The 26,878-nt window shown below is 36.1% G+C and carries 16 protein-coding genes and 3 pseudogenes; 8 read left to right on the top strand and 11 right to left on the bottom strand.

From position 1 onward, the window contains the following. Window positions 1–319: 319 nt before the first annotated feature. Both PLX19_RS03680 and PLX19_RS03675 read right to left on the bottom strand, forming a co-directional pair. On the bottom strand, window positions 320–1,288 hold the full coding sequence (locus PLX19_RS03680; protein ID WP_272187157.1) for a carbohydrate kinase family protein: 969 nt from the start codon (window positions 1,286–1,288) through the stop codon (window positions 320–322). A 15-nt stretch (window positions 1,289–1,303) separates the two neighbouring features. After that, window positions 1,304–1,423: pseudogene (locus PLX19_RS03675) on the bottom strand (GH32 C-terminal domain-containing protein); the annotation flags it as partial. Window positions 1,424–1,594: 171 nt separating this feature from the next. On the opposite strand from PLX19_RS03675, the pseudogene PLX19_RS03670 reads away from it, so the two are divergent. After that, window positions 1,595–2,199, top strand: a pseudogene (locus tag PLX19_RS03670) (hypothetical protein). Window positions 2,200–2,787: 588 nt separating this feature from the next. Then, window positions 2,788–3,327, top strand: a complete 540-nt coding sequence (locus tag PLX19_RS03665; protein WP_272187156.1) for a hypothetical protein — start codon at window positions 2,788–2,790, stop codon at window positions 3,325–3,327. Window positions 3,328–3,367: 40 nt separating this feature from the next. On the opposite strand, the gene PLX19_RS03660 is transcribed toward PLX19_RS03665, so the two are convergent. Further along, complete coding sequence (locus tag PLX19_RS03660; protein WP_272187155.1) at window positions 3,368–5,884, bottom strand: YhgE/Pip domain-containing protein; 2,517 nt, start codon at window positions 5,882–5,884, stop codon at window positions 3,368–3,370. Between the two features lie 185 nt (window positions 5,885–6,069). After that, window positions 6,070–6,642 carry a TetR/AcrR family transcriptional regulator gene (locus tag PLX19_RS03655; RefSeq protein ID WP_272187154.1) on the bottom strand — a complete coding sequence of 191 codons (573 nt, stop codon included), beginning with the start codon at window positions 6,640–6,642 and terminating at the stop codon, window positions 6,070–6,072. A gap of 222 nt (window positions 6,643–6,864) precedes the next feature. On the opposite strand from PLX19_RS03655, the gene PLX19_RS03650 reads away from it, so the two are divergent. Further along, a complete protein-coding gene (locus tag PLX19_RS03650) occupies window positions 6,865–8,265 on the top strand; it encodes a zinc dependent phospholipase C family protein (RefSeq protein WP_272187152.1) in 1,401 nt (466 codons plus the stop codon). A 106-nt stretch (window positions 8,266–8,371) separates the two neighbouring features. Here the strand turns inward: PLX19_RS03650 and PLX19_RS03645 are convergent. The 5 genes and pseudogenes from PLX19_RS03645 to PLX19_RS03625 all read right to left on the bottom strand — a co-directional run. Further along, a pseudogene (locus PLX19_RS03645) lies at window positions 8,372–10,639 on the bottom strand (DUF6359 domain-containing protein); the annotation flags it as partial. 308 nt (window positions 10,640–10,947) lie between these two features. Further along, the gene (gene hemY, locus PLX19_RS03640; protein ID WP_272187150.1) at window positions 10,948–12,372 is read right to left on the bottom strand and encodes a protoporphyrinogen oxidase; all 1,425 of its coding nucleotides are present in this window, start codon (window positions 12,370–12,372) and stop codon (window positions 10,948–10,950) included. 22 nt (window positions 12,373–12,394) lie between these two features. Further along, on the bottom strand, window positions 12,395–13,330 hold the full coding sequence (gene hemH / locus PLX19_RS03635; protein ID WP_272187149.1) for a ferrochelatase: 936 nt from the start codon (window positions 13,328–13,330) through the stop codon (window positions 12,395–12,397). A 13-nt stretch (window positions 13,331–13,343) separates the two neighbouring features. Continuing rightward, a complete protein-coding gene (gene hemE / locus PLX19_RS03630) occupies window positions 13,344–14,390 on the bottom strand; it encodes a uroporphyrinogen decarboxylase (protein ID WP_272187148.1) in 1,047 nt (348 codons plus the stop codon). Window positions 14,391–14,684: 294 nt separating this feature from the next. After that, a complete protein-coding gene (locus PLX19_RS03625) occupies window positions 14,685–16,802 on the bottom strand; it encodes a transglycosylase domain-containing protein (protein ID WP_272187147.1) in 2,118 nt (705 codons plus the stop codon). 355 nt (window positions 16,803–17,157) lie between these two features. Here PLX19_RS03625 and PLX19_RS03620 point away from each other — a divergent pair, with 355 nt between their 5' ends. Continuing rightward, window positions 17,158–17,628 (top strand): antibiotic biosynthesis monooxygenase family protein, encoded by a 471-nt coding sequence (locus tag PLX19_RS03620; protein WP_272187146.1) that lies wholly within the window; start codon window positions 17,158–17,160, stop codon window positions 17,626–17,628. 227 nt (window positions 17,629–17,855) lie between these two features. Here PLX19_RS03620 and pdxR read toward each other — a convergent pair whose 3' ends face one another. Next, on the bottom strand, window positions 17,856–19,262 hold the full coding sequence (gene pdxR, locus PLX19_RS03615; protein WP_272187145.1) for a MocR-like pyridoxine biosynthesis transcription factor PdxR: 1,407 nt from the start codon (window positions 19,260–19,262) through the stop codon (window positions 17,856–17,858). A gap of 131 nt (window positions 19,263–19,393) precedes the next feature. On the opposite strand from pdxR, the gene PLX19_RS03610 reads away from it, so the two are divergent. The 3 genes from PLX19_RS03610 to PLX19_RS03600 all read left to right on the top strand — a co-directional run bounded on the left by PLX19_RS03610 (window position 19,394) and on the right by PLX19_RS03600 (window position 23,875). Further along, window positions 19,394–20,293 (top strand): DMT family transporter, encoded by a 900-nt coding sequence (locus tag PLX19_RS03610; RefSeq protein WP_442869026.1) that lies wholly within the window; start codon window positions 19,394–19,396, stop codon window positions 20,291–20,293. Window positions 20,294–21,438: 1,145 nt separating this feature from the next. Then, on the top strand, window positions 21,439–22,401 hold the full coding sequence (locus tag PLX19_RS03605; RefSeq protein ID WP_442869018.1) for a hypothetical protein: 963 nt from the start codon (window positions 21,439–21,441) through the stop codon (window positions 22,399–22,401). Window positions 22,402–22,666: 265 nt separating this feature from the next. Continuing rightward, a complete protein-coding gene (locus PLX19_RS03600; protein WP_272187142.1) occupies window positions 22,667–23,875 on the top strand; it encodes a cytochrome P450 in 1,209 nt (402 codons plus the stop codon). A 74-nt stretch (window positions 23,876–23,949) separates the two neighbouring features. Here the strand turns inward: PLX19_RS03600 and PLX19_RS03595 are convergent, their stop codons facing one another. Next, window positions 23,950–24,495: a C40 family peptidase gene (locus tag PLX19_RS03595; protein WP_272187141.1), complete on the bottom strand. Its 546-nt coding sequence runs from the start codon at window positions 24,493–24,495 to the stop codon at window positions 23,950–23,952. A gap of 518 nt (window positions 24,496–25,013) precedes the next feature. Between PLX19_RS03595 and PLX19_RS03590 the strand changes: the two genes are divergently transcribed. After that, window positions 25,014–26,684: a M4 family metallopeptidase gene (locus PLX19_RS03590; protein ID WP_272187140.1), complete on the top strand. Its 1,671-nt coding sequence runs from the start codon at window positions 25,014–25,016 to the stop codon at window positions 26,682–26,684. Window positions 26,685–26,878 lie beyond the last annotated feature (194 nt).

The raw sequence follows: 26,878 nt of genomic DNA, 5'->3' as shown, positions 1-26,878 counted from the left end.
CTCTAAAATTAGAGATATATTGTGTAAATTCTACTTGGATGTTAAACACAAGGGAGTAAATATAGATCGTTACAAAATGAATAACCATACCAATCGCTATACCGTTAAATATATTTGAAGTAAAAAAGCGACCATCTACTAACCTTACATAAAAATCACAGTTCTGTAAGGTTTCATGAAAAAAGAAAGAAGAAACGATCGTATATGCTAAAAATTTCTGGAGGTTAAAAAACATTTGAAAGGTAAGATCGTTCTGAAATTATAGTAGTAAAAAAATAGTGGGGAAGAAAATCCCCACTATTTTTTTACTTTATGTAGTTCACCCTTGAAGCAAATTGTAGATATCTTCTTTCACAGGAATAGAAGATATTGCTCCTTTTCCAGTCGTAGTAAGGGCACCGCTAGCATTCGCAAATGATAATATCTCCTGCCAATGCATATGAAGCACCTCTTCTACATTTTGTTGCCCTACGTTTTTCTCTAACAATTTATACAAGAAACCGCCAATAAATGCGTCTCCTGCACCTGTTGTATCCTGCACTACAACATGATATCCATTTGATTGATACTTTTTATCCTTCATATATAATTCCGCACCATGCGCTCCTTTTGTATAAACCACAACTTTTACATCACCTACAAACAAAGACTCAATCGCCTCTTTGGGATCAGAAATGCCCGTAATGAACTCCAGCTCTTCATCTGAAATTTTCACGATATGTGCATGCGGAATAAATTCCAAAATCGTTTTTCTACAATCTTCAGCATGTTTCCAAAGCGGTAGACGTACGTTAGGGTCGAAGCTGATAATTCCTCCATTTTCTTTCGCAGAGCGGATCGCTTTCACATGCGCATATTTCATCGGACTTTCTACTAAATCGACGGAACAAAAATGAAGAATGTCCCCTTTTTCAAACCATCTTTCCTCTATTTCATTTTCATGAAACAACAAATCCGCAGAAGGATTGCGATAAAAAGAAAAATCATGTTCTCCATCTTCGCGTAATGAGACGAAAGCTAGGCCTGTATTTGCTTCGTTCGTTCTTGTAACCTTGTCTATATTTACGCCCACTTCCCGTAATTGTTCTAAAAGAAAATCACCAAATGCATCGGTACCTAACTTTGTAAGCATATGTGATTTTCCCCCGTACTTTGCAACTGCGGCTGCTACATTCGCAGGCGCTCCTCCAGAAACTCGTTGAAATTCTACTACATCTTTTAGCGCTTTTCCTTTTTGAATAGGAATGAAATCAATTAAAACTTCCCCGATTGCATATAAGTTCTTCATATATTCCACCTCTTCTTATTCATAATCCCATTTGGTTGCTTGTACTAATACATTTCCTTCTTCCGCAAAAAAATTAATTTCTTTGCTGTCGGTTCTTGGGAAAATACGACTGGTAAATACCTGTTCTCCATTATTATGTATTTATATACTTTGAAAATCAAAAATATTTATATTTTCATACGCCGAAAATCCAATCTTACATTTTCGTAAGGTTAATGTAATAATAAGGAATTGTTCCTAATATATGTTTTTCTGTAAAATAATAGATATAGAGAACATTCACATTACTATTCAGGGGGAACAATCGTGAAAAAGGGCATCATCGTACTAGTAATCTTATACATCGTCCTAACTGTACAAACTATTACTTCGCTTTTTGGAAAGGAACATTATAACGACGCTGTAAACAAGCTCAAAGAAACAAAAGTAAATAAAGAATTTGCCTTACTCGAAAAAAGTCATATAGAAGAAAAAAATTAAGTTGGAAAACTACAGATACAGAAAAACACATTCCTGCGCACCTTTCTATAAATAGTGAGTCACTTCCTACTCTAAACGAAAAAGAAGTTCGATTGGCAGTTGAGCCAATTCCACTTTCTTCAAAAGACATTACGACAACTGAAGAATACACATTAAAAAAAGACGATACACAATTAACGATACATAGTAAAGGTTATCGCTATCACGGGATCGAAAATAACACAGAAGCTCTCATTTTTGGTGTTAAAAAAGGAAATACACTTGAGGGATATAGTGGTTCTGAAATTATAGTAGGAAAAACAAAAGAAGAAATCACAAAAAATATGAAAATGAAAACACTCGCCGAAAAATATGCACCATTTGCTTGGCTCATTTTCACACTGATCTTCGTTGCTTACGGCATACATCGTTTTCGTAAAAAGAAAAATTAGATTCCTTGCACATGAATACGTTGTAAGGATAAACAAAACTTTTCTTTAACTTATCAAAAATAAAAAAGCTAGCACTTTGCTAGCTTTTTTTATGTAAATACGAAGCAACCTTCCTGAAAAGGTTGCTTCGTATTCTTTAATAGAGTTCATTTATCTTATTCATCATGAAACGCTATCTCTAGAAATTTCTATTTTCTTGTACTAATCATGTTTTACCACTTGGCGAGTTTCTATATTTTGAAGGTTGTCATTTTTTAACGTTCACGAAACATCTACAATAAATTACATTCATTAAAACGCATACAACATATCCAGTTAATTTTAAGAATGGGTTATCGTGATAGGAAACTGAACATAATCCCCAACATTTACTTTGTTCATCTTTTCTATCTAAAAATCTACTAAATACTATAAAAGTTATCTGTCATTTTTTTATCAACAAAATCTCAATATCAAAAACCTTTAGAGTCACAAAAAACTTTCAAACATGTAACTAAGTGAATTGAATATCACTACTTCAAACACAAAAGTTTGAAAGATACAATCAAGTTGTAAGAAAATTCCCAAAAATAACAGGAGGTCTGTAACATGAGTAAACTAAAAAAATTTGTAGGAATTGCATTCGCAAGTGCTATCGGATTAAGTACCATTTCCATCCCTCACGCTAGCGCGGAAGAAAAATCTATCACTAACTACGATCAAGAAAAAATTGCTTCTAATAAGACGTTTCATTTATCTATGGAAAATCAGCAGAATACTAGTTTAAAACTTGCTGCCAGCGCTAATTTAAATGTTAACGTTGATGTACTAGGTATCGCTGATAGAATTAGAGATGCTGTCAATGCTAATGCTAACCGTTCCGGATTTGTCAAAAATGTAATGGAATCAACTTTTTACTCAGCAGGTCAAAGATATAATGTAATGGTTTTTAATTTAAATCAAGGATATACGGAACAATTTAGAGGTGTTAAATTTTATGGTTCAACAAATTATAATGGAACGATTTACGGCATATGGGTGTTTGAAGACGGAGAATTCACTAATGAAGGCGATGGCGGATGGATTAACTGGGCCTTTAAAGGTTGGTTTGATCGCAATGATAAGCATGTAAAATTTTATCGTCCATAATAAAAAACCCTAAAGGCTTGTGGCCTTTAGGGTTTTTCAATTATTCTGCATCCGAAAATTTCCCGTATTGATGCTTATGCATCCAAGTTAATGTACCAATTGTTCCAAGTGATAACAGAACAATGAAGATCATTAAAATGCCTGCGTTTTGCCACATAAAGCTGAAGTCTCCGCTTGAAACAACTGCTTTAAGTCCTGATACAGAATATGTCATCGGGAACCATGCGTTAAAGATTTGCAGCGGTTTCGGAATTAACTCAAGTGGGAATGTACCCGCACTTGTTGTTAATTGTAATATCAATGTCAAGATCGCCACAAAACGTCCTGCATCGCCGAAAGTCGTTACTAAAAATTGTACTAACGCAATAAACGATAAGCTTGTAATAATACTAAACAATATGAAGTACGGAACACTTTGTACTTCAACACCTAACCAAAGCAGTAACACTGCGTCTGCCACAAGCGCTTGAATTACACCAACTGCAAGTAGTACACCAAACTTACTAATAAACCAGCTAAATCCTGATTTCGGTATACCAACTGTTTCGCGTAACGGGAACACGATAGATAATAGCAGTGCCCCAACGAATAAGCCAAGAGATAAGAAGTATGGTGTAAAGCCTGTTCCGTAGTTCGGAACTTCTGCCATTTTCTCAGTTTTCACTTTCACTGGACTTGCGAACATGTCATATTTGTTCTCATCGCCTTTTGTTTCACTTGTTTTCTCAGCACCTTCGCCGAGTTTTGTTGCTAGTTCTTTTGAACCGTCGTTTGCTTTGCCAAGGCCTTCTGTTACTTTGCCAGAACCGTCTTGTAAACGAACTAAACCACTTTGGAATTCCCCTTTTGGATCTACGAATTGACCTAGGCCGCCTGTGATTTGCTGCGAACCATCAAGTAAAGCACTTACTCCGTTTGTTAATTGGCCGGATTGACTTGCTGCCATACTTAAAGCATTTGTAATTTGACCAGATCCATCTGCCAATTGATTTAAACCACTTTGGAATTTTCCTTTTGAGTCTACTAACTGGCCTAGTCCTCCTGTAATCTGTCCTGATCCACCAGCCAATTGATTTAAACCACTTTGGAATTTTCCTTTTGAATCTACTAATTGATCTATTCCGTCTGTTACTTTGCCTGATCCATCTGCCAATTTACCTAAGCTATCTATTGATCCTTTTGACAGCTGACCTACTCCCTTACTTAAATCATCAGCCCCACTTTTAATCTCTGTTGCTCCAGCCTCAATTTTCCCAGCGCCGTTTTCTCCAGCTAACCCTTGTATGCCTTGTGCAACTCCTGCCGTTTCTTGTGAAACTTTTTGACTATTGGCCATCGCCTCTTGGATAGTAGGCTCTAACTGTTTTCTATACTCTTCTGGTAAAGCTTTAATCTTTTCGTTTAAATCTCCTAAGTTAGCTGAGACCGCCTTAGCATCTCCTGCTGTTTTACTCGCAAAACCATTTAAATTATCTGCTTGCTTCTTCCATTCAGATACCCCTTGTGAAAGTTTAGAAGCTCCTAAGCTTATATCTTTTGCACCTTTTTGAGCTGCTTTTAATCCAGATTGATAGTTGCCTTGTGGATCAGTGAACTGTTTTAATCCATTTGTAATTTGTTGGGATCCACTCAATAACTGCCCTAAATTTGATTGTAATTCTCCTTTTGGATCTACGTATTGACCTAAACCATCTGTGATACGCTGTGAACCACTCAATAGCTTACCTAAACTTAATTGTAATTCTCCTTTTGGATCTACGTATTGACCTAAGCCACCTGTGATTTGCTGTGAACCATTCAATAGCTTATTCATTCCATCTGGCATACCACTTACTTTACTATTTAACTCGCCTAAACCATTCGTAATTTGGTTAGAACCAGTTGCTAACTTATTCAACCCACCATTGGCTTTCCCAGAAAACTCTCCTAAGCCATCTGTGATTTGTTGTGAGCCGTCTTTCAATTCACCTGTACCATCATGAAGCTGACCAGCACCCTCACTAGCATCCGCAAAGCCTTTCGACACATCTTTCAATGAATCAAACATTGTCTCAGCATATGTTTTTGTTACTGTAGCTGATACTTCGCTTTTAATTTTTTCAATGGCTGATCCACCGATTTGTGAAGATAAGAAGTTTAAGCTTTCATTTGGAATGTACTCTAGTTTTGATTTTTTAGGGTTTGCATCCAACAATGTTGTTGTATTTTTGGAGAAGTCGCTTGGAATGCGGACTGTCATGTAATATTTGCGATCGTCCATTCCTTTTTTTGCTGTTTTCTCGCTGACAAACTCCCATTTGAAGCCGTCCTTTTCTTTCAAATTTTTAACAAGCTCTTTACCGGCCTCAATCGGTTTTCCATTGTACACTACACCTTCATCAAGGTTTACAACTGCAACTGGTAAATCATCTAATCGGTCATATGGATCCCAAAATGCCCATAAGAACATACCAGCATACAATACAGGAATAAATAAGACCGCAATAATAGGAATTAAGATTTTTTTGCTTTTGATAATCGTAGCAAACTCTTCTCCAAGCAGTTTCAATCCTCGCATTGTTTACTCCCCCTTTTTTAATTATTGACCGTTTTGTTCATTCAGTCAGTTTTTGTAAAAAAAAGAAGAAAATAACGACCAATTCATCCTCTCGTATGTTCTGCTATCTTCTTACAATTCCCCCTCTGCAAAATTATGACTGAATCATTCACTTGGTCATATTTTATAATAATAAGAGGATTATCTCATTTTGACAATCCCTTTAATAAATATAATTCAAAAAGTTTAGCAATATGCTCTTTTTCTAACGGTTCATGATGTTTTTCCCAATCAAAAATGAGAGATATATACAAACGAACCATGATAAATGCTGTAATTTCTGGATCACATTTCATAATTTCACCTTTTGCAATTGCAGCTTCAAGATGCGATTTAATAAATGTAATAATTGCAGAATCCAATTGTTGCATAACATCTTGCACTTCTTTTGTTCCCATATCTCGCTCTTCTTGAATGAGCTTAATCATAAGTTGATGGTCTTTTCGGAATTCTAAAATACTGTATAATGCACAATGTACGTTTTCGAAAAATGACATAGTTGGGTCGATTGTTGTTTCTGCGGCTTGTTTCATTTCTGTAATTAAATTCGAGATAATTTCACCAAACAACTCTTCCTTATTTTTAAAAAACGTATAAATTGTCCCTTTTCCGACATTGGCTAACTTTGCAACTTGATCCATCGTTGTTGCTTTATAACCAAATGTAGAAAAAGATTTTGTTGCTGCTTCAATAATTGCCCGCTTTCGATCAATTGCCACGTTTTCACCTCCAAAATTGACCGTTTGAACACAATGGTCATGTAGTACGTTTACGATGTTACCATAACTTCCCAATGTTTTCAAGGTTTATTTTTTTATTATATTGTAACAAAAAGTGACAATGTAGGAAAAAACAAGCGAAATTATACATGGAAATATTGAAATTACTATCCCCTTCTATATAATGATTATTATAACATTGCATTTAGAAAGGAAGAAAAAATGAAAAAACTCATCTCAACACTATCTATAGCTGGAGTTACTTTAACTATTTTAGGAGCATTCCCACAAAATAGCTATGCTCATATTGATCAAATTGATTTATCTGAGAATGATCCCATTGCTGAAAAATGGTCTGCAGAGGCTCCGTATCATTCTGATAAAAGTACACATTTATGGATTGCAAAACAAGCGATTGAAATTATGAAAACAGAATCTAATATGGAAACAAATAAACAGGCTGTAGACTTCTTAAATTTCCCACAATATAAAGATTTATTTTCAAAAGGATTATATGATGCAGATTATAATTCTGAATTTAACGATGGCGGGTTAGGAATCGGTGGAGTTTTCAAAGGAGGATGGAAGTCTCACTTTTATGATCCTGATACTCAGAAAAATTATAGAGGAGAAACAGATCCAACAGCTCTTACACAAGGAAAGAAATACTTTTATGAATCTGGAGAGCATTTTCGGAATAAAGACTATGAAAAAGCTTTCTATTATTTAGGAGTAGCCACGCACTACCTTACAGATGCTACACAACCTATGCATGCAGCAAATTTTACCGCAATTGATACAAGGGCTATCAAATATCATAGTGCCTTTGAAAATTATGTGACAACCATTCAAAATCAGTTTGCAGTCAATACTGGCGGGAATTATAACGATTCTTTCACTAAACCTGAAGAATGGATTGATTATGTAGCAAAGGTAGCTAAACCTGAAATCCAGAATATCACTAATGATAATACATTGAAGTATTACAATAGTGGTAAAGAACAATTGTGGCAAGAGATGGTTATCCCTGCTGTGCAGCGAAGCTTAACAGCAGCTCAGCGCAATACAGCAGGTTTCTTAAATCTTTGGTTTAAAACTTTTGCTAAAAATGAGCAGGCTCCAAGTATAGAGAAGGCATTAATCTATGATGCAGAAGGAAATGTCGTAGAAGCAGGGAAAAACTATTATATCGTACCAAGTGAATCTCCTTATCAAGGTTTAACATTTAAATGGTATGCAGGAACTCGTTACGATTATGTGCTACTTGCAAATGGAAATAATAATACACAATCTGGTACACCTATGGAGTATGAATTTTACAAAGAAAATGACGCAAAATTGCACCACGGTGAGAGCGTATATCTTCACATGAAGAACTCGAATTATAATGAATATCAATATTTAAATTGGTCTAAGTATTCTAGTTGGGTTCATCTTGCTCAAAAATCTGATAGTTTAGCTGATTTTAAAATTCAAATTAATCCGAATAACCCTACGGAATATAATATTTTTACAGATGGTTATCCATTAAATTATGAAAATATAAATGCAGAGAAAAGTTGGATCGTACTAGGTAAAAAAACGGAAAAACCTAGTTCGTGGAAGTTTGTACCTGTTAGATAATAACTCTGCAACTGAAAAACTTTCATACATAAAAAGAAACACACTCGTTCTCCATATAAACGAGTGTGTTTTTCATGTAACGGGCAATACAATTCATTTTTCTTTCTTACGAAGCCTTCTTCAAATCAATTTGCGCAAGCACTGGATCATGGTCACTCATGCGGCCATTTTCGTCCATAATATTCGAGTTTAAATGAACTGGATCAACAATTGTGTGCGGTGCGATGTTATTCGTTACGAAAATATGATCTAACGCTTGTGCATTTCCATCATGAATATATGTGTATCGATTTTCTTGTGGAACTGTTTCAAGCATTTCTTTCATAATGTCGCCTTTTAATGCTTGCATTGGTTTTGAGAATTCAAAGTCGTTCATGTCGCCAAGGGCAACAACTGGTGCGTTTGCATGTCGTCCTTGAATACCTTTTACGAAACCATTTACTTCCTCAGCAAGCTGCACGCGTTTTGCTTCACTTTTTAATACAAGCGGCTGGATTTTTCCAAATGGCGATGCATCTCCTAATTTAGAGTTTAAATGATTAGCAATCACAACGATATTTTGCCCTTGGAACGTAAACTCAGCAGCTAACGGTTTACGCGTGTCATCAAATAATGTATTGTTTTCTCCAATTCGCACAACGTTTTTCTCAAGTAAAACTGGTTTTTGCGCTAATTTCACGCGAGATGGATTATAGAAGAAACCAACGCGAATATTCGCTCCTGGCGCACCGCCATCTTTATTATTTTCCGGTGCAATTTCTACATACTCATACTTTGGTCCGCGAATTTCTTGAATTGCATCAATTAAACGCTGTGCACTAAGTTTCGCGTCTGTTGTACCATCATTAACTGTTCCATTGTTATCTTGCATTTCTTGAACACCAATAATATCTGGCATTTTTAAATTGTATTTAATAGCGTAAGCAAGACGTCTTACTTTCTCATCGGACGTTTCTTTTTTATTTGCTGAGAAGTTCTCAATGTTATATGTTGCAACTGTTAGTTTATCAAGGCGCGGTTGAATGTTTGCACCAAGTTGTTTAAATCCACCATCTTGCAGTGTTGGAAGCTCTCCAATTGGTGAAATGCGGTAGTTTCCATAATCATAACCAACAATACCGGTTACATCTCCAAGAAGTTGATCTCCTGCTTTTGCGACATAATTACGCGCTACTTTAATAGAAAGGCGCTCTGGATTTGCATTGTCAGCTTTCAGCAATGGTGTTCCGAATTTTGTCGTTACTTTTTGGCTGCCATTTGCAGTTGTTACATATAAGTTCCCATTCTTTTGCGGTCCAATGACTTTTGGCTGCGGAACTGTTACAAGCATACCTTCTAAACTTTCATAAAAGTCAATCGCATCTTCTGCTGGATCGAAAATGCCAAATCCATCATTATCAATTGTTGCATCTGGTATTTTTACACCGTTTTCTCCCAATACAACTGCTTTAGGTAATGATTGATTACTCTCTTTTACGATAACACTCTTTGCTTTAATTTCTGTAATTGATAAGTCTGTATCAAAACGGTCTGCGTATCCTGCTCCGATAAATTCCTCTACTTGTCCGTCAACAGAAACGGAGTCGCCGACTTTCACGCCGCTGTCCTTTTTATAAACATAAATTCCTTCTGATGTAGCTGGATCTTCATCAGACTGGGGATCTTGCATATAAAATCCAGATTTATCTACTTGTGTCACAATACCAGTAACAGCTTTCACGTCTTTCCCCTTGTAAGGAGAAATATGAGATTTCCCTTGAATATCATGAATACGAATTGGTTCATTTTTCATCATTGTAAACGAGAATGTCGTAATAGCGGAATTATCCAATCCCTCTTTCACAGCAATTGCTTTAATCACACTATTTTCATTCAGTATAATTTGTTCATTATAGCGAATACTTTGAGTCGTTGGATTTGACCCGTCTAACGTGTAATAGATCGTAGCGCCTTCTGTTTTAGTAGATAATGTTACCGCTGTCCCTTTTTCTACTTCGCCACCATTCGGACTAGCAATGACATCGCTTACTTTTTGCGCTTCTTTATCTTGAAACACATAATTTGTAACAGACTTTAACCCTGGGCTGCTAAAATAACTATCTAACGTACCTGTTAGACGCACTTTTTTCCCCATATTTTCTGGATGATCTTTTACATTTACTGCTTTGCGAACTTCACCTATTGGCAGCTGTACAGGCATAATTTTATCAGCGTTCACTTCATCTGGAGAAGCGGCAATTGCAACGTTTGTATCTCCAAATTTTGTTGGGTCTTTCGTATATTTACCTGCATTTTGTGTATATCCAACAATATAACCCTCTACAACTGCTGATTTCTTACCTTGCTGCTGAAACAACTGAATTGCTTCATCAACAGTTAACACCTGTTCTTGTTCAGCCTTCACTACAACATCCGATACTAGTACAGCGAATACAAGTGAAAAAAAGATAATTGCTAGCTTTTTCAAAGAAAATCCTCCCCCTAATTTTTTTCCTATTGCCTAGCATGTCTATCATAGCAGAGTTCTTTATAAAGAACATTATATTTATATAAATTTACAAAAAATTTAATTTCCTACGCGTTGCGCATTTTGTAAGGTCTTTATATTTTATTAAAATATCGATATAAAAAGGCTGACCAGAAAAGAACACCTACGTGCCTTTTCGGTCAGCCTTTCTCTTATTACGCCATTAACTCTTTTTGATTCGTTTGTTCTAAATAAGACAATACGTACTTTACAGCTGCTTCACCTTGATCAATACAATCTGGTAATCCAGCGCCGGCATAAGAGCTTCCTGCTAAGTATATGCCAGGTAATTCATCGTTCATGAACTGTTTTAACGTTTTCATGCGCTCTTTATGACCAACTGTATATTGCGGCATCGCTTCTTTCCAGCGACTAACAACTGTAAATTCCGGTTCAGCTGATATATCCATTGTCTTTTGAAGATCTTCTAACACAACGCGAATCATGTCTTCATCTGTTTGTTCCACGATTGCTTCATCACCGGGACGCCCCACATAACAGCGCAGGAGTACTTTTCCTTCTGGCGTTGTATGCGGCCACTTTTTATGTGTCCACGTACATGCTGTAATCGTAAAATCACTATTACGCGACACAACAAATCCCGTTCCTTCAATGTCACGCTGAATCGCTTCTTTTGGGAATGCTAATGCGACATTTGCCACTGATGTAGATGGAATGCTACGGAAGAAATGGAACTGTTTATATTGAGAGAACATCGATGGCAGCCATTTATGAGACGCGGCCATTACAATTGCATCTGCTTCTACTTCTTTTCCATTGCTAAGCGTAATGATATAGCGGTCATCGACCTTTGTAATCTTTTCAACACGCGTTCCTTTCATCACTGTTCCATCTTCTAGTCGTTCTTCGATCCTATCAACAATCGATTGTAAACCCGTTTTTAACGTTAAGAAAATTCCTTTTGTTTTTGCCTTTGCATCCTTTGGCTGTTTTGGCGCTAATGTCCGCATCCCAAGCGAAATACTGCGATACTTTTGTTCGACTTGATAGAACTGCGGGAACGTAGCCATTAAACTCATTTGATCAATATCACCCGCATAAATACCCGATAGCAATGGCTCAATTAAATTTTCAACCACTTCATTTCCTAAGCGGCGTCGAAAAAATTGACCGAGCGATTGATCTGATACCGGTTTCGAACGAGGCAGCACAAAATCAAATCCTGCACGGATCTTTCCGATTGGAGAAAACAAACCGGAAAATACAAATGGTGTAATTTGTGTTGGAATTCCCATCATTGAACCGCTTGGGATGCTGTGCAAATGATTATTCACAAGTACAAACGATTTCCCTGTCGCATTGTTAACAAGTTGATCACCAAGTTGTAATTCACGTGCTAACCTTGCCGCACTTTCTTTTCGTTCGAGGAATGAATCCGGGCCACGTTCAATTGTAAATCCATCTTTTCTAACAGTTTTAATTTTCCCTCCAAGCCTTCCTGATGCTTCAATAAGCATCGTATCAATCGACAAATTTTGTTCCCGAATTTCTTTTTGCAAGTAATATGCTGTTGTTAAGCCGGAAATCCCGCCGCCTATAATAACTACCTTCTTTTTCACGACTGCTTCCTTCTCTCTATCTTTATGAAACTGCACTCCACTTTTTCATGACAACATCTGCTAAACAAGAAATAAATGGAGCCTTTGCATTTGGCATTTCTGGACGATAATAGTTTGCCTCTATTTCTTCTGTGACAATTTTGCATTCAATGTCATTGTCATATAATACTTCTAAATGATCAGCAACAAAGCCAACCGGTGCATATACAAAGGATGTATATCCATACTTTTCATGCAATTCACGTGTTAAATCTTGTACATCTGGCCCAATCCATGGATCTGGTGTATTTCCAGCACTTTGCCAGCCTACTGCATAGTTTTCCACGCCAACTCCGCGGGCAATATAATCAGCTGTTTCACTTAATTGCTCTGGATACGGATCGCCCATTGCGATGATTTTCTCTGGTAAACTATGTGCAGATACGATAAGTACCGCTTTTTCACGCTCTTCAGCTGTCATCGTTTCATATATTGATTTCACTTCGTTCACCCAATAATCAATAAACTTCGGTTCTTTATACCAGCTGTCAATACCATGAATTTGTAAGCCACCAATTTTCTCTGCTTCTTCTTGTGCTCGTCCGATATAAGACTTCACGCTGAAAGTAGAGTAATGCGGTGCAAGAACGATTGCAATTGCATCTTCAATTCCATCTTCATGCATCTTCTTTACCGCATCTTCAATAAATGGCTCAATATGTTTTAAGCCGAGATACATTTTAAACTCTACGTCATCTTGCATTTCATTTAAATGCGTTTCTAATTTTGTTGCTTGTTCCAATGTAATTTTCGCAAGAGGGGAGATTCCACCAATTGCACGGTAACGTTCTGTTAAGTCTTCTAACATTTCCGCACTTGGCTTTCGTCCATGGCGAATATGTGTATAATAGCTTTCAATATCTTCTTCTTTATACGGCGTTCCATATGCCATCACAAGTAAACCGATTTTCTTTTTCATGCGGTCCCCTCCTTTACTTCGCCAATTGTTCTCTTGAATAGTCGTGTATGAATGCAGTCATTTGTTTTAACGTTTCTGGATTCACCTCTGGGAACACGCCATGTCCTAAGTTAAATACGTAACCTGGTTGTTTCATCCCTTGATCTAAAATCGCTTTTACATGCGTTTCGATTACATCCCACGGTGCAAGTAAAATAGACGGGTCTAAGTTTCCTTGGACAGCCTTTTGAATGCCGCGTGCACGTGCCTCTTCAATCGGCAAACGCCAATCTAAACCGACAACATCAAGCGGCAAATCATGCCATTCATTTGCTAAATGACTCGCTCCAACGCCATGCATAATCATTGGTACATTCATCGGACGAAGCTCTGTGAAAATACGCTCCATTGCTGGTTTAATAAATAAACGGTAATCTGCCACGCTTACTGTACCAACCCAAGAATCGAAAATTTGAATTGCTTTTGCGCCAGCATTAATTTGCGCTTTTAAATACGTAATAGTCATATCTGCAAGTTTATCCATTAGCGCAAACCATGCTTTTGGTTCCGCATACATAAATGCTTTCGTTTTATGATAATTACGCGATGGACCGCCTTCAATCATATAGCTCGCTAACGTAAACGGCGCTCCTGCAAATCCGATTAACGGAACATCAAGCATTTCCGTTGTTAATAAGCGAATCGTATCAAGTACATATGGAACGTCTTCTTCTGGGTGAATTTCCCCTAATTTTTCGACATCTTGCAACGAACGAATTGGATTATCAATCACAGGACCGATTCCAGATTTAATCTCTACATCTACACCAATCGCTGGAAGCGGTGACATAATATCTTTATATAAAATAGCAGCATCCACATTATATTGATCAACAGGCAGCTTCGTTACATAAGCACAAAGTTCTGGCTGATGTGTAATTTCAAACAAAGAATACTTCTCTTTAATCTTTCTGTATTCTGGTTGGGAACGACCTGCTTGGCGCATATACCATGCTGGTACATAATCTGTGCGTTCTCCTCTACATGCTTGTAAAAATGTTTCATTGATTTGTCGTACCAAATCCTTGTCCCCCTTTTTCTAATACAGCTTACAAATCCTATCCTTTTATTCCGTATGAACGGGCAATAAAATCCTCACCGTAAAAATGGGATAACTGCACGTAAAAGCCCGATTGATGAAAGCTTCCAGCAGTAAGAACTCTCCTACTGCCCGAGGTTACACTTTATCTTTTTTTACTATACAATTAGTAAAAACAAAATGTACATCATTATGTTCGATGTTCATGAAATTGACACAAACTTATGGTAATACTCTGCTTTTTTTGGAACATTCTCATTATAGCACAAGCTGAAATTACGGTTTAACCTGTTTTGTTTTTTCTCCTTCTCGATTTGTTTGCGGGTTAAACGGTACAACGTAAAAACGCGGCGCTTTAAAAACATTCATAAACTTTACTTCATACTCCCCTTTTCCAGTCACTGTATCAACGCAGGTTGCTTTCCCTTTGTCTATTTTATAAATTCGATATTGCACTCTCTTATCGGGAAGTTGATTCCATGTTAATTTTGTTGTAAACAAACCAAGCGGAGTAAAGGTTAACTTCGCTTCTAAGCCATCCACTTTACTTAAACGGATCGGCTCTCCAATGGTTTCAACGCCGCGCGGCTGCGCGAATGTATAATTCGCTTTCACATGTGCTTTTGCTAAAATGGTTTTAAATAATTTTGTTGGATAAGAACTGCTTCCACGCACATAATGTTTGTCATCCGTGTGGTCGTAACCCATCCAAACCGCTCCGACGATATTCGGTGTGTACCCAACAAACCAAATGTCTCTTGCCCCGTCTTCTTGATTTGGCAGCGACGTTGTTCCTGTTTTCCCGGCAAGCGCTCCTTTATATACGCCCTCTTGTGCCGTTCCTTCTTTGACAACACCTTCAAGCATTCTTGTCATATACCAAGCGGTTTGCTTCGAAAAAACTTTAATTTCTTTACTGGCCGCTTGTCCAATTACTTCTCCATGCCGATTTAGCACTTTCTCAATTACATGCGGTTCAATGATTTTTCCATCCGCTACAAACGCACGATACATTTTCACAAGTTCGAACGGCGAAACTCCTTCTTGTAAACCGCCAAGTGCCGTACTAAGACCATGTTCAGGAATGTGAATATTTCCTTTTTCTAAATATTGCTTCCCTTCTTCTATCCCAATTTCATGCAGCAGGGATACAGCTGGAACATTAGCCGATTGTAACAGGGCGTCATACATTGTTACTTCTTTCGTATATTGATCATTGTAATTGCGCGGTTCATATCCATCAAACGAACCTCGTTCATTTGTTAATAAAGAATAAGGTGTATATTTTTTCGTTTCAAGTGCTGGTGCATACACAAGAAGCGGTTTTAATACAGAGCCGGGCTGCCGCTTAGCGTAAACTCGATTTAATCCACGCGCAATATAATGTCTTCCTCCAACTGCTGCTCTTATTCCGCCCGTCTTACTATCCATGAAAAGAACGGCACCTTGCATATTGTCGTCTTGCATCGGAAAATTACGGACATTTTGCAATTGTTCATACGCTGTCTTTTGCATCTTATCATCCATCGCCACAACAAACGTATATCCGCCGCGCAGCACTTCTTGGTGGGATAGTCCATACGTACGGGCCGCCTCATCAATTACCATATCGATATACGGCATATAAGCAAGCTCCTGTTCATTTTGATTCATATAAAGAGCAATTGTTTTTCCTTGATAGCCCACCGTCTCTTCTGCCGATAAATATCCTTGCTTATGCATTAATGATAAAATTAAATCGCGGCGCTCCTTGCTTTTTTCAGGATGCAAAAATGGTGAGTAGTTGCGCGGTGCTTTCGGAAGAGCTGCCAGCATCGCCCCTTCCTCAGGCGTTAACTGCCGCACTTCCTTATTAAAATAAAATTTCGCTGCCGCTTGAATGCCATAGGCTCCGTGTCCAAAATAAATATGATTTAAATACATTTCCAAAAGCTGCTGCTTCGCATACTTCTGTTCCAAGTGAAACGAAATCGCAACTTCCTTCATTTTACGAAACAACGTTTTTTCATTCGATAAAAAGACATTTTTCACAAGCTGTTGTGTAATTGTACTCCCGCCTTCTACTTTCTCTCCAGCGAGAGCATCTTTATAAAGCGCTCTTGCAATAGAAGGAAAATCAATACCATGATGTTCATAAAAGCGTGAATCTTCAACAGCTAAAAAAGCTTGTTGTACATATGAAGGAATATCTTCAATATGTACCAATTCCCGGTTTTCCAAATAAAGCTTTGTAATTTCTTTACCGCGCTGATTCACAATTTTTGATGAAGAATGGAATACAAGTCTCTTTTCATCCATCATATAACTGCCAGTAAATACAATTAATTTATAGAAAACAATCGCAAAGATAAAAATGGAAACAAAGCTAATGAGTACCCTCTTTGCATTCTTCATACCTCATCCTTCCTTCCAAATGATGGTACGTTTATTATTTGAAAAAACATATTCTTTATGTATAAACTTCGAATTTCTTCACAACTCTTGCTATAATGAAGAAAAGCGGAAGCGGCTTGCTCAATGGAGCTCCTGACAGAGAGGCGTATTATGCCTCGGAGGAAGGCGCGAAGCCACCGACCATTCTAGCCGCTAGAGCTGGACAATGAAGAAAAATGGAGCCGACTGTTCAGGTCCGGTGGTTAAGGTTCTTTCACACAGAAGGCGCTCTTTACCTTCTTGTGAGAAAGGTTCTTAGACACGAGGGCCTAGGAGGCGGAGTTGGAACATGAAGAAAACAAAGGGGGCTAAAACGATGAAGGCAATAATTTCGTACGAAACTTCTTTAGAAGGGTCTAATTACGTCGGAAAAAGCGAAGAAAAAACAATATATTACAAAGAAAATGTAACAGAAGAAACCGGAGAACATCTATATGAAGTACTAGATGCTGTTGGAGAGATGACAGGAAACGACGGCTTCGTTGTATGCAATAATATCGCTGTTACAGAAGAAGGACGTCCTATCTTTGAACATCGTTTCCAAAACCGTGCTGGTTTAATAGAAAAAGAACCAGGCTTCCGTGCCATTCGTATACTGCGCCCATTAACAGACGATACATACATCATTATGACAATGTGGGAAAATGAAGAATCATTCCAAGCATGGCAACAATCACAATCATTTGAAAGAGCACATCAAAAACGCCCTGCCCGGCCTAGCGGCGAACCACAAAAGAGTATATTTGCAAGACCTTCTTTTGCGACAACTTTTACAGTGGGAGAATAGTAGTAACGTTTGTTTAGTTTGATTTTCAAATACTAAATATAGCTTTTGAAAATCACCTCGAGAGATATTGTTATCTTAAGAGGTGATTTTTTTCTAAGAGAAAAAGAGTAAATTCTATAGAAAAGATAATCGAGATGTAGACATTGCCGCTCGTATAAACCGTGGTTAAACATTCAAGATGTTTCACCTATTTTGAAAATCAGCGAAATTGAAATGATTTACTTCATTTAGATTTCATTTTTTTCAATCCATATTTTTGCTAATTTACAGACACCTTCCTTAATTTCATGTTCACTTAAATTCCCCAAACCTAATTGGATATGCGGGTATTCAGGTCCGTTTTTAATAAAATATTGAGAGCATGGATAAACAATAATTCCATTGTTAGACGCTTTATTTATCAAATCTTTCTCACTCATTTGAGTTTTGACTTCAATAACTACATAAATACCAGAGGAATCTCCTTTGATTTCTATATAGTTATCAAAATGATTCTTTATTTCTTCGCACAACACCTTCATTTTACGTTTATAAAGAGATTTCATTTTCCTCAGATGTGCATACCAATATCCCTCTGAAATAAAGTGAGCCAGTGTTCTTTGATGAAAAGAAGAAGCTGTTTGTTCTAGTAAAGACGAAATTTTCTCATACCTAGGAAGTAATCGTTTCGGTAAGACCATGTAACTTACACGGATTGAAGGTAATAATGCCTTAGAAAATGTGCCTACATACACAACCCTGTCATTGGAATCTAGACTCTGCAAAGAAGGAACAGGGTGATGAATGTAGCGAAATTCACTATCATAATCATCCTCAATAATATATCCCTCAACCTGCTCAGCCCATTGAATGAGTTTTAACCTTTCATTAACAGGCATCGTATATCCAAATGGAAAGTGATGCGTTGGTGTAACATATATCAATTTTGCGTCTGCTTTACAAAGTTGATCAACATCAACCCCATTTTCAGAAACAGATATAGGTTCAATTAAGAATGATTGTAAGGAAAAAATCTCTCTTGCCCCATTGTAACCAGGATCTTCTACAGCTATCTGATGAAACTCCTCTTTTAAAAGAAGAGTCAAAATCAATAACAAGTGTTGTGTACTGCTGCCAATCAATATTTGTTCACTAGAAGCGTTAACGCCTCTCGACTGAAACAAGTAATCTGCTATAGCTATTCTTAACGACATATCCCCTTGTTTGTCCCCATAAGAATACATAATAGGGTCCATTAAGACTTTATTCGTTAAGTTCCGCCACTTTGCGATAGGAAAGTTCTCCTTGTCAACCGTCCCAATTTTAAAATCAATCGTTGCACTTACAACTTTTTGTCGCTGTTTATGCGTTACTGTAGTAGGCTCATATGTAAATAATTGTTCAGACATATTTACCTCTACAAAATAGCCCTTCTTACTTTCACTTCGTATATAACCTTCTGCTAGAAGTTGCTCATAAGCCACTTGCGTTGTATTTCTACTTACATTCAAAAGCATTGCTAATTGTCTAATAGAAGGTAGTTTCGTATGCTGCGTAATCTTCCCTGTTAATATCTGTGTCCTTATATAAACATAAACTTGTTGATACATTGGAACATTACTACTCCGATTTATGTTAAAAACGAGTTCTTTCACTTCATACACCCCAACTGTCATTTAAAATTATTGTAAACTGTACCTTTTATAAATGACAACGAAAATTCATATTAAATATACGGATTTATACGTACTTATTTAACAGGAGTGATGCTACATTGATTAAAATCATGTACTTATTTTGTTTAATTGTTTGGGGACTTAATTTTATTGCAGTTAAAATTCAAGGTACACCAGTTAGTTTAGAACTATCATTATTATACCGTTTAGCTTTAACAGCAATTTTATTTCTAGTTCTCATATGCTTTATGAACCCTAATGGAAAACCTAATAAAAAAGATATTCCATTCATCGTTTTATTTGGCGTCTGCAATTTTGCTTTGAGTTATCTATGTCTCTATCACGCTACTATCATGTGTTCTGCTGCTATCGTAACTCTAATCTTTTCCTTAAAAGTTATTTTAACTCCAATAGCACTCCGAATATTTCTTAAAGAAAAACTACATCCAAGAGTTTTTCTTGGAGGAGTTTTTGGTATCTTAGGTGTTTGTATTCTCATATATCCAACATTAAGTGCCTTCAAAGGAATATCTACTATGAAAGGAATTTTGATAGCTCTCTTAGGTACAATTCTGACCGCAGTAGGAGACGCTTGTTCTGCTAGAAATGCTAGTAAGAAAATAGACCCACTTTATGCAAATGCTATTGGTTTTGCTATAGGTAGTTTGTTAATTGGTTCAATTGTATATACGCAAGGACAAACAATTATTTTCCCTACAACCGTTACATATTTATCAGCCCTAATTTATTTAATTTTTATTGCTTCTTTTTTGGCTTGGTTATTTTATTTAAAACTTGTAGAAAAAATAGGAGGAACAAAGAGTGGTTACATGGTCGCCTTATTCCCTGCAATTGGTGGGATAGCATCAGTGATAATTGTAGAAACAGATTTATCAATGTATTTGGTTTTTGGATGTTTATCTTCTTGTATTGGAGCTTTAATAGCCCTAGGTTTTAGAGTTAATTTTAAAAAATCTACCTCCTATTCAAGTGTTAAAGTTAAGAAATAAAAATATTTTATTAACTGGGGTATTCAAGGGCCTTTAGAGATTATCACACAAAGTTCGGATTTTTTTGCAAATAATGGTCCGTGACAATCAAATTGTTCCCCAAAGTGGCTGCTTAAAAAATGAAGAGAAGCTGTATTCGATAAACCTGCATGTCATATAAAATATAACAACATGTTATGTTAATGAAACAGAGTATAATAGACATATCAATTCTCGTATGTACAATAAGGAGGATCTATTCAAATGTGGAGAAGAAGTTTGTGAGGAATGAAAGCAAGCCATCTCAAAATTAGAAAGACTTAAATAACCTATAGTAATGAGGATTACATGAATGAAAAGTTCCTTCAAATTTCTGAAGGAACTTTTCACTTTTTCAACAATAGACATATCGACTTAAACATACCCAAATTCGATTAGCATGACAATTTCATATCCTTTTAGCCCTTAAACTGATCTAAGTAATATTATTTATAAAATACATATTTATTATTCAATGAATAATAAACCTAAAAAATACCATTCTTAATAAACTTCTAAAAAAGCCTTTATTTTATGTAGATTTATACTTCTTTCTCATGCAATTTTGCATAGTAAAATATAGGAAAACGGTATGTGAAATATTATTTTATTATATTAAAATTATTTTTCTCAAACTGAACTTTCACAACCCATTATAATAATTCTATTTTTCAAAGAAGTATAAAACTAAAGTGATTATATTTATAAAAATAGGATTTTAGTAATATAGTTATTTTTATAACAAATAATACTTATATATAAATCATGTATTTCATTGAACAAAATTTTATGATTTACGTAGCAAAAATAGCGTGCTTTAATGTGTGTATAAGATTCTTACCTTCCATGAGAAACAAGAGAATACAAAAGGTTCATCATTAGTATGTAGTTGATAACATCCTGTAGATGGGATAATAATCTATCATCTATACGTAGTCTAAAAAATTTAAAGCTCAAAAGACTTTGTTTCCAAAACTACCTTCTTATCAATTCGTCAACTACATTTATTCTTGATAAACCAAATAGAAACATAATTTAAATTCTTTTATCCTTATAGATCGGTAAAATCATCTTAAAGCAATATGTACATTTTATCATTTAAAATCAAAACAGAAGAGGTGTGTAAGGTGAAAAAACAGAAGATTAAAAAAATTATTCCGGCAGCATTTGTATTAAGTACGGCTTTATTTGTAGCACCAGGGTTCTCTTCAGCAGATACGAATACTACAAATGTAGGAAATCTTCCAATAGTAATTAGTGCTCAAGAAGGAAAAGCACCTATGTCAGCAGCGCAGGTTGCAGCAAATGGTACACAGCTCCCTTATATTCCTACAGGTCCTTATGAAGAATTTCCTCGTGAATGGCATGTATCTACAGATGATGGCGCTTTAATTGATTATGTATATGTAGATGTTGTTGCTAAGCAAAATGGAGCAAGAGTTTATGGAATTAAGGGTAATGTTAATGATAAATATAAGATTGTAAAAGCTGATGGTACTTGGCTTAAAGACGGAGAAGAATATGAAAAAACAGGTAACAAAGGGGAAGTATTATATTCAATAGCAATCCCTAAAACTGATCCAATTTTAGAAGATACTAAATTGAAAAAAGAATTGAATTGGAAATTAATTGATTCAAATATAGTAGATAAAAATTCAGGTTACCATTGGAGCAAAGCGGTTACAAGTGGAATATCTCATAATGTAACTGTAGGATTATCCTATACAATCGGAATGGAAGTAGGGCTTGAAGGGATTGCAACAGTAAATCAATCATTAACTGCAAGTTTCGGTTATGGTGTCACATTAAATTCAGAAGAAACAGTAACAAAAACATTTGATTTTAATCCAAAGCCTGATTACGCATATGATCAATACAGAACTGCATTATATCAACAGGTAGCAACATATTCAGTTGTTCCAGGGGAAAAATTACAAAAGTGGATGTCTGAACAAAATAGTGTTTGGGATAATATTTTTGGTCAACTTGGTGGTCAATTTGGTCAGAAATTTACAAGTCCGACAGAATATAAAGTGAAAAATTCAGTTGATTATCCGGTAGATGTTTTAGTTGCACTTACTTCTAAATAATGAGAAAGCTAGCATTTTGCTAGCTTTTTTTACTTCTAACACTAGATTACATGGAAAGTGTATCTAGTCTATTATCTTCTTTGACATAATCTCCCTACACAATCAAGCGAAAATTTTCAAGCCCCCATTGCACCAAAATATTTTTCTCAACCCATAAAAAATAAACATCCCCTTCTCTTCTGCTAGAATAAAAGATGTTAACCTATACAGCTTAGAAACTCCTAATTGTTACTTTTTATTTTGAAGAGAAAAGGAGGAGATATCTATGAAGTCACCTGAAAGTGTAATTTTAGTTCATGAAATTTCCAAACTAAAAACAAAAGATGAGCTTTGGAATCCATATTCTTGGTATCAGTATATGAGAGAGAATCACCCTGTCTATTATGATGCGGATCAAGATGTATGGAATGTATTTTCGTATGATGATGTGAACCGGGTTTTATCTGACTTTCGTTTATTTTCAAGTAGAAGAGATCGTCAACAGTTTTCATTTCCGCAACGAGAAACGAGAATGAATTTAAATTCTTCTGATCCTCCTGAACACCGCAATGTTCGCTCTATCGTTTCAAAGGCATTTACACCGCGCAGTTTAACTGAGTGGAAACCACATATACAAGCACTCGCAAATGAAATGATAGAAAAGTTAAGAAATCGTGATGAAATTGATATTGTAGAAGACTTAGCAGCCCCATTCCCTGTCACTGTCATTTCTAATTTATTAGGTGTCAAGGCAACAGATTTAAAAAAGGTGAAACGATGGTCCGATATTTTATTCATGCCATATAGCCGAGAGAAATTTGCTGATTTAGATCAACAAAAAGCAGTCGCAATGAAAGAATTTAAAACGTATCTTCTTCCTATTGTCCAAGAAAAACGATACAATCTGGCAGGCGACATCCTTTCAGACTTAATAAGAGCTGAATATGAAGGCGAGAGATTGACAGATGAAGAGATTGTAGATTTTTCACTTGGCTTACTGGCAGCTGGCAATGAAACAACTACAAATTTAATTATCAATAGTTTCTATTGTTTTTTAGTTGATAAACCAGGAACGTATGCAGAATTACGTGAAAATCCGGCTTATATTCCACAAGCAGTCGAAGAGGTTTTACGTTATCGTTTTCCGGTCGTATTGGCACGTAGAATAACGGAAGATATCAATATATTTGGACCAAACATGAAAAAGGGACAAATGATTGTTACGTGGGTAAGTGCCGCAAACTTAGATGAGAAACAGTTCCCTCATGCTAGCTGTTTTGACATACATCGGCCAGGTAACGAAAAACATATGACATTCGGAAAAGGACCGCACTTTTGCTTAGGTGCGCCTCTCGCACGCTTAGAAGCTACAATCGCTCTAACAACCTTTATTCAACAACATAAAGAAATCAAACTTTCACCATCTTTTCAGCTAGAGAATTGCCTACTAGAGAATGAACAAACTTTGAAACATTTGCCGATTCTTTTAAAGTGAAGGTACTTTAGTAAAAAATGTGGATTTATATAATAAGCACTTGAGATCTATTTCTCAAGTGCTTATTCCTATTATTACATTCTTCCATAGCCAGCAATATGTTTACTCCAATAAGAATCAGCTAAACTAGCTTCACTCACTCCTTTTGAGCTGCTCGAGTTATAGAATTTATTATTTCCGATGTACATACCTACATGTGTGATATAAGTACCTGAATTGTAAGTACCCTTGAAAAATACTAAATCACCTGGTTGAAGATTACTTTTACTTATACGCTTAGTAGCATCATATTGCTGCTGGGCAGTACGCGGTAATTTAATTCCTTGTGTACCGTAACCCCATTGCATTAATCCTGAACAATCAAATCCAGTTTTCGGGCTATTCCCACCATAGTGATATGGTGTTCCTTGATATTTCTTCATTTCCGCATAAACCTTTTGAAATTGAGAAGCAGTTATGGACTGAATTTCAAAGGATTTAATATTCATAGCTTCAAAATTCGTTTGCATTGCTACATCTTCATTTACAAGAGTACTATTCGTTTCTTCTGCAGAAGCAAGACTGCTACCAGCTCCAATCACCATCCCAAATGCTAAAGTCCCTGCTATTAATTTTTTCATAATATCCCCCTAATTTTATTAAATATTTTACAAATAAGTTAATTTCGACCGTTTTTTTACAAAACCCTTTGAATAGATTAGGAGAAAATATCGAGTTATGTTGAGAAAATTTTTTAGCTTACTGCAAGCATGGAGTGATTGTAAGGTGTTGTTTATCTAGAAAGAATAACATGGGCTATTAAAAAATAGATTAGATTCTACAGAAATAGAAAAATACGGTTCATGGTTAATAAAGAAATGAGCGCACGTCACTAGCATGTTGCTCTCTTTTTTATTCTATGAAAATAAAAATCCTACTTTAATCCACCCTTTTAACACCTAAAACTCTCCCATAAATTACTCATTGTGAAAAAAGGTGATCTCCATGCCAATTAATAGTTAGATAATTTACAAAAATTTGAATCGACAAAAAATAATATATGCAATTTTACATAAATACATACACGAGAATGAAGTTATTTGTATACTACCTAGTAAGATGCATCTTTATTACATGGAATATTAAAAGGAGAAGTAGAATGAAAAAAACAGTCGTTACAATACTAGCAACTGGCATGGTTTTAGGTGCTCCATTTTCAAATGCCTTTGCAGAAGAACAAGTATCGCAGCAAGAAGCTTTGGATAAAATGGAAGTCGTTCAAAAAACGTGGAATGATGAACAAGGAAATCCATCCTTCCTTTCAGGGGAATTATCTGATAAAAAAGTGGAGTCAGAAAAAGCTGTAAAAGCATTCCTTGAAGAAAATAAAGAGTTATTTAAAATCAATCCACAAACTGACTTAACATTGAAAGAAGTAAAGTCAGATGATTTAGGGATGAAACATTATGTATACATTCAATCTATTAATAAAGTACCAGTTGATGGTGCAAGGTTTATTGTTCATATAAATCGTGATGGCAAAGTAACAACAGTCAACGGAGACGTACATCCAGCTGCGGCAGAGCAATTAAAAGAAAAGACAAAAGCAAAGATTTCAAAAGAAACAGCCCTTTCAAATGCATGGAAACATATTAATCTAGCAAAAAATGAGACATTCGTAGAAACAACTGGAACTCCATTAGAACAAGTGAAAGAAAACGCAAAATCTACAAATGAAAACGCAGATTTAGTTGTTTATGAAAAAGATGGGACTTATTACTTAACTTATAAAGTACAATTACAATTCATTAAACCTTATGGCGCAAACTGGCAAATCTATGTAAACGCAGAAGATGGAACAATTGTAGGTTCATATAATGCAGTTACAGATGCAGATACTCCGCAAAAGGGCTATGGAAACGGAGTACTAGGGGATCGAAAAAACCTGAATACAACTTACAGCAGCCAATATGGACAATATTATTTAAAAGACACAACAAAGCCAATGAATGGTGGCATCATTGAAACATTTACAGTAAATCACAGCACTGCAGAAAATCCAAAGAATTACAATCTATTCGATAAAGATAATGCTTGGGTAGATAAGGACCAAGCTCCTGCGGTTGATGCCCATGTTTATGCTGGCAAAGTATATGATTATTACAAAAATGTTCATAATCGCAACAGTTTTGATGGAAACGGGAAAACGATTCGTTCTGCAGTCCATTATGGAAACAACTATAATAATGCGTTTTGGAATGGCCAACAAATGATTTATGGAGATGGTGATGGTGTTGAATTCGCGCCGCTATCAGGTTCACTTGATGTCGTTGCACATGAACTAACACATGCTGTGACTGAAAAATCAGCTGATCTTGAATACATCAATCAATCTGGGGCACTAAATGAATCGTTTTCTGATGTATTCGGATATTTCGTTGATCCAACTAACTGGGATTTAGGAGAAGCTGTATATACTCCAGGAGTTAAAGGAGATGCTCTTCGCAGCTTATCAAACCCTGAAAAGTATGATCAACCTGCTCATATGAGAGACTATCAATATTTACCAGAAACAGAAGAAGGCGATAATGGCGGCGTACATACTAATAGCGGTATTCCAAATAAAGCTGCCTACTTAACAATTAATGCTATCGGTAAAGAAAAAGCAGAAAAAATCTACTACCGTGCCTTAACAACATATCTCACACCGACAAGTGATTTCAGCAAAGCACGTGCTGCTTTATTGCAATCTGCAGCTGATTACTACGGCGTTAATAGCGCTACATATAAAGCTGTGCAAAAAGCTTGGGATGACGTAGGCGTAAAATAATAGTTTCATTGCTATAAAAATAGAAAAGGACACACTTGCTAGGAGTATCTGGCGAGGGTGTCCTTTTTTCGCTTTCGTGAAAGAGGGTTCGCGTAGCTTTAGGACTCTCTCACTTTTTCAGCACACTAACAATACATCCCCTCAATCATTTACCGTTTTCCGACAACAGATTTCCACCTCAAAAATACAAAGGG

The organism is Bacillus sp. BP-3 (assembly GCF_028401955.1).
Classification (GTDB): Bacteria; Bacillota; Bacilli; order Bacillales; family Bacillaceae_G; genus Bacillus_A.
Note: the sequence above shows the minus strand (reverse complement) of the source record. Positions and strands in the feature narration are given on the sequence as shown.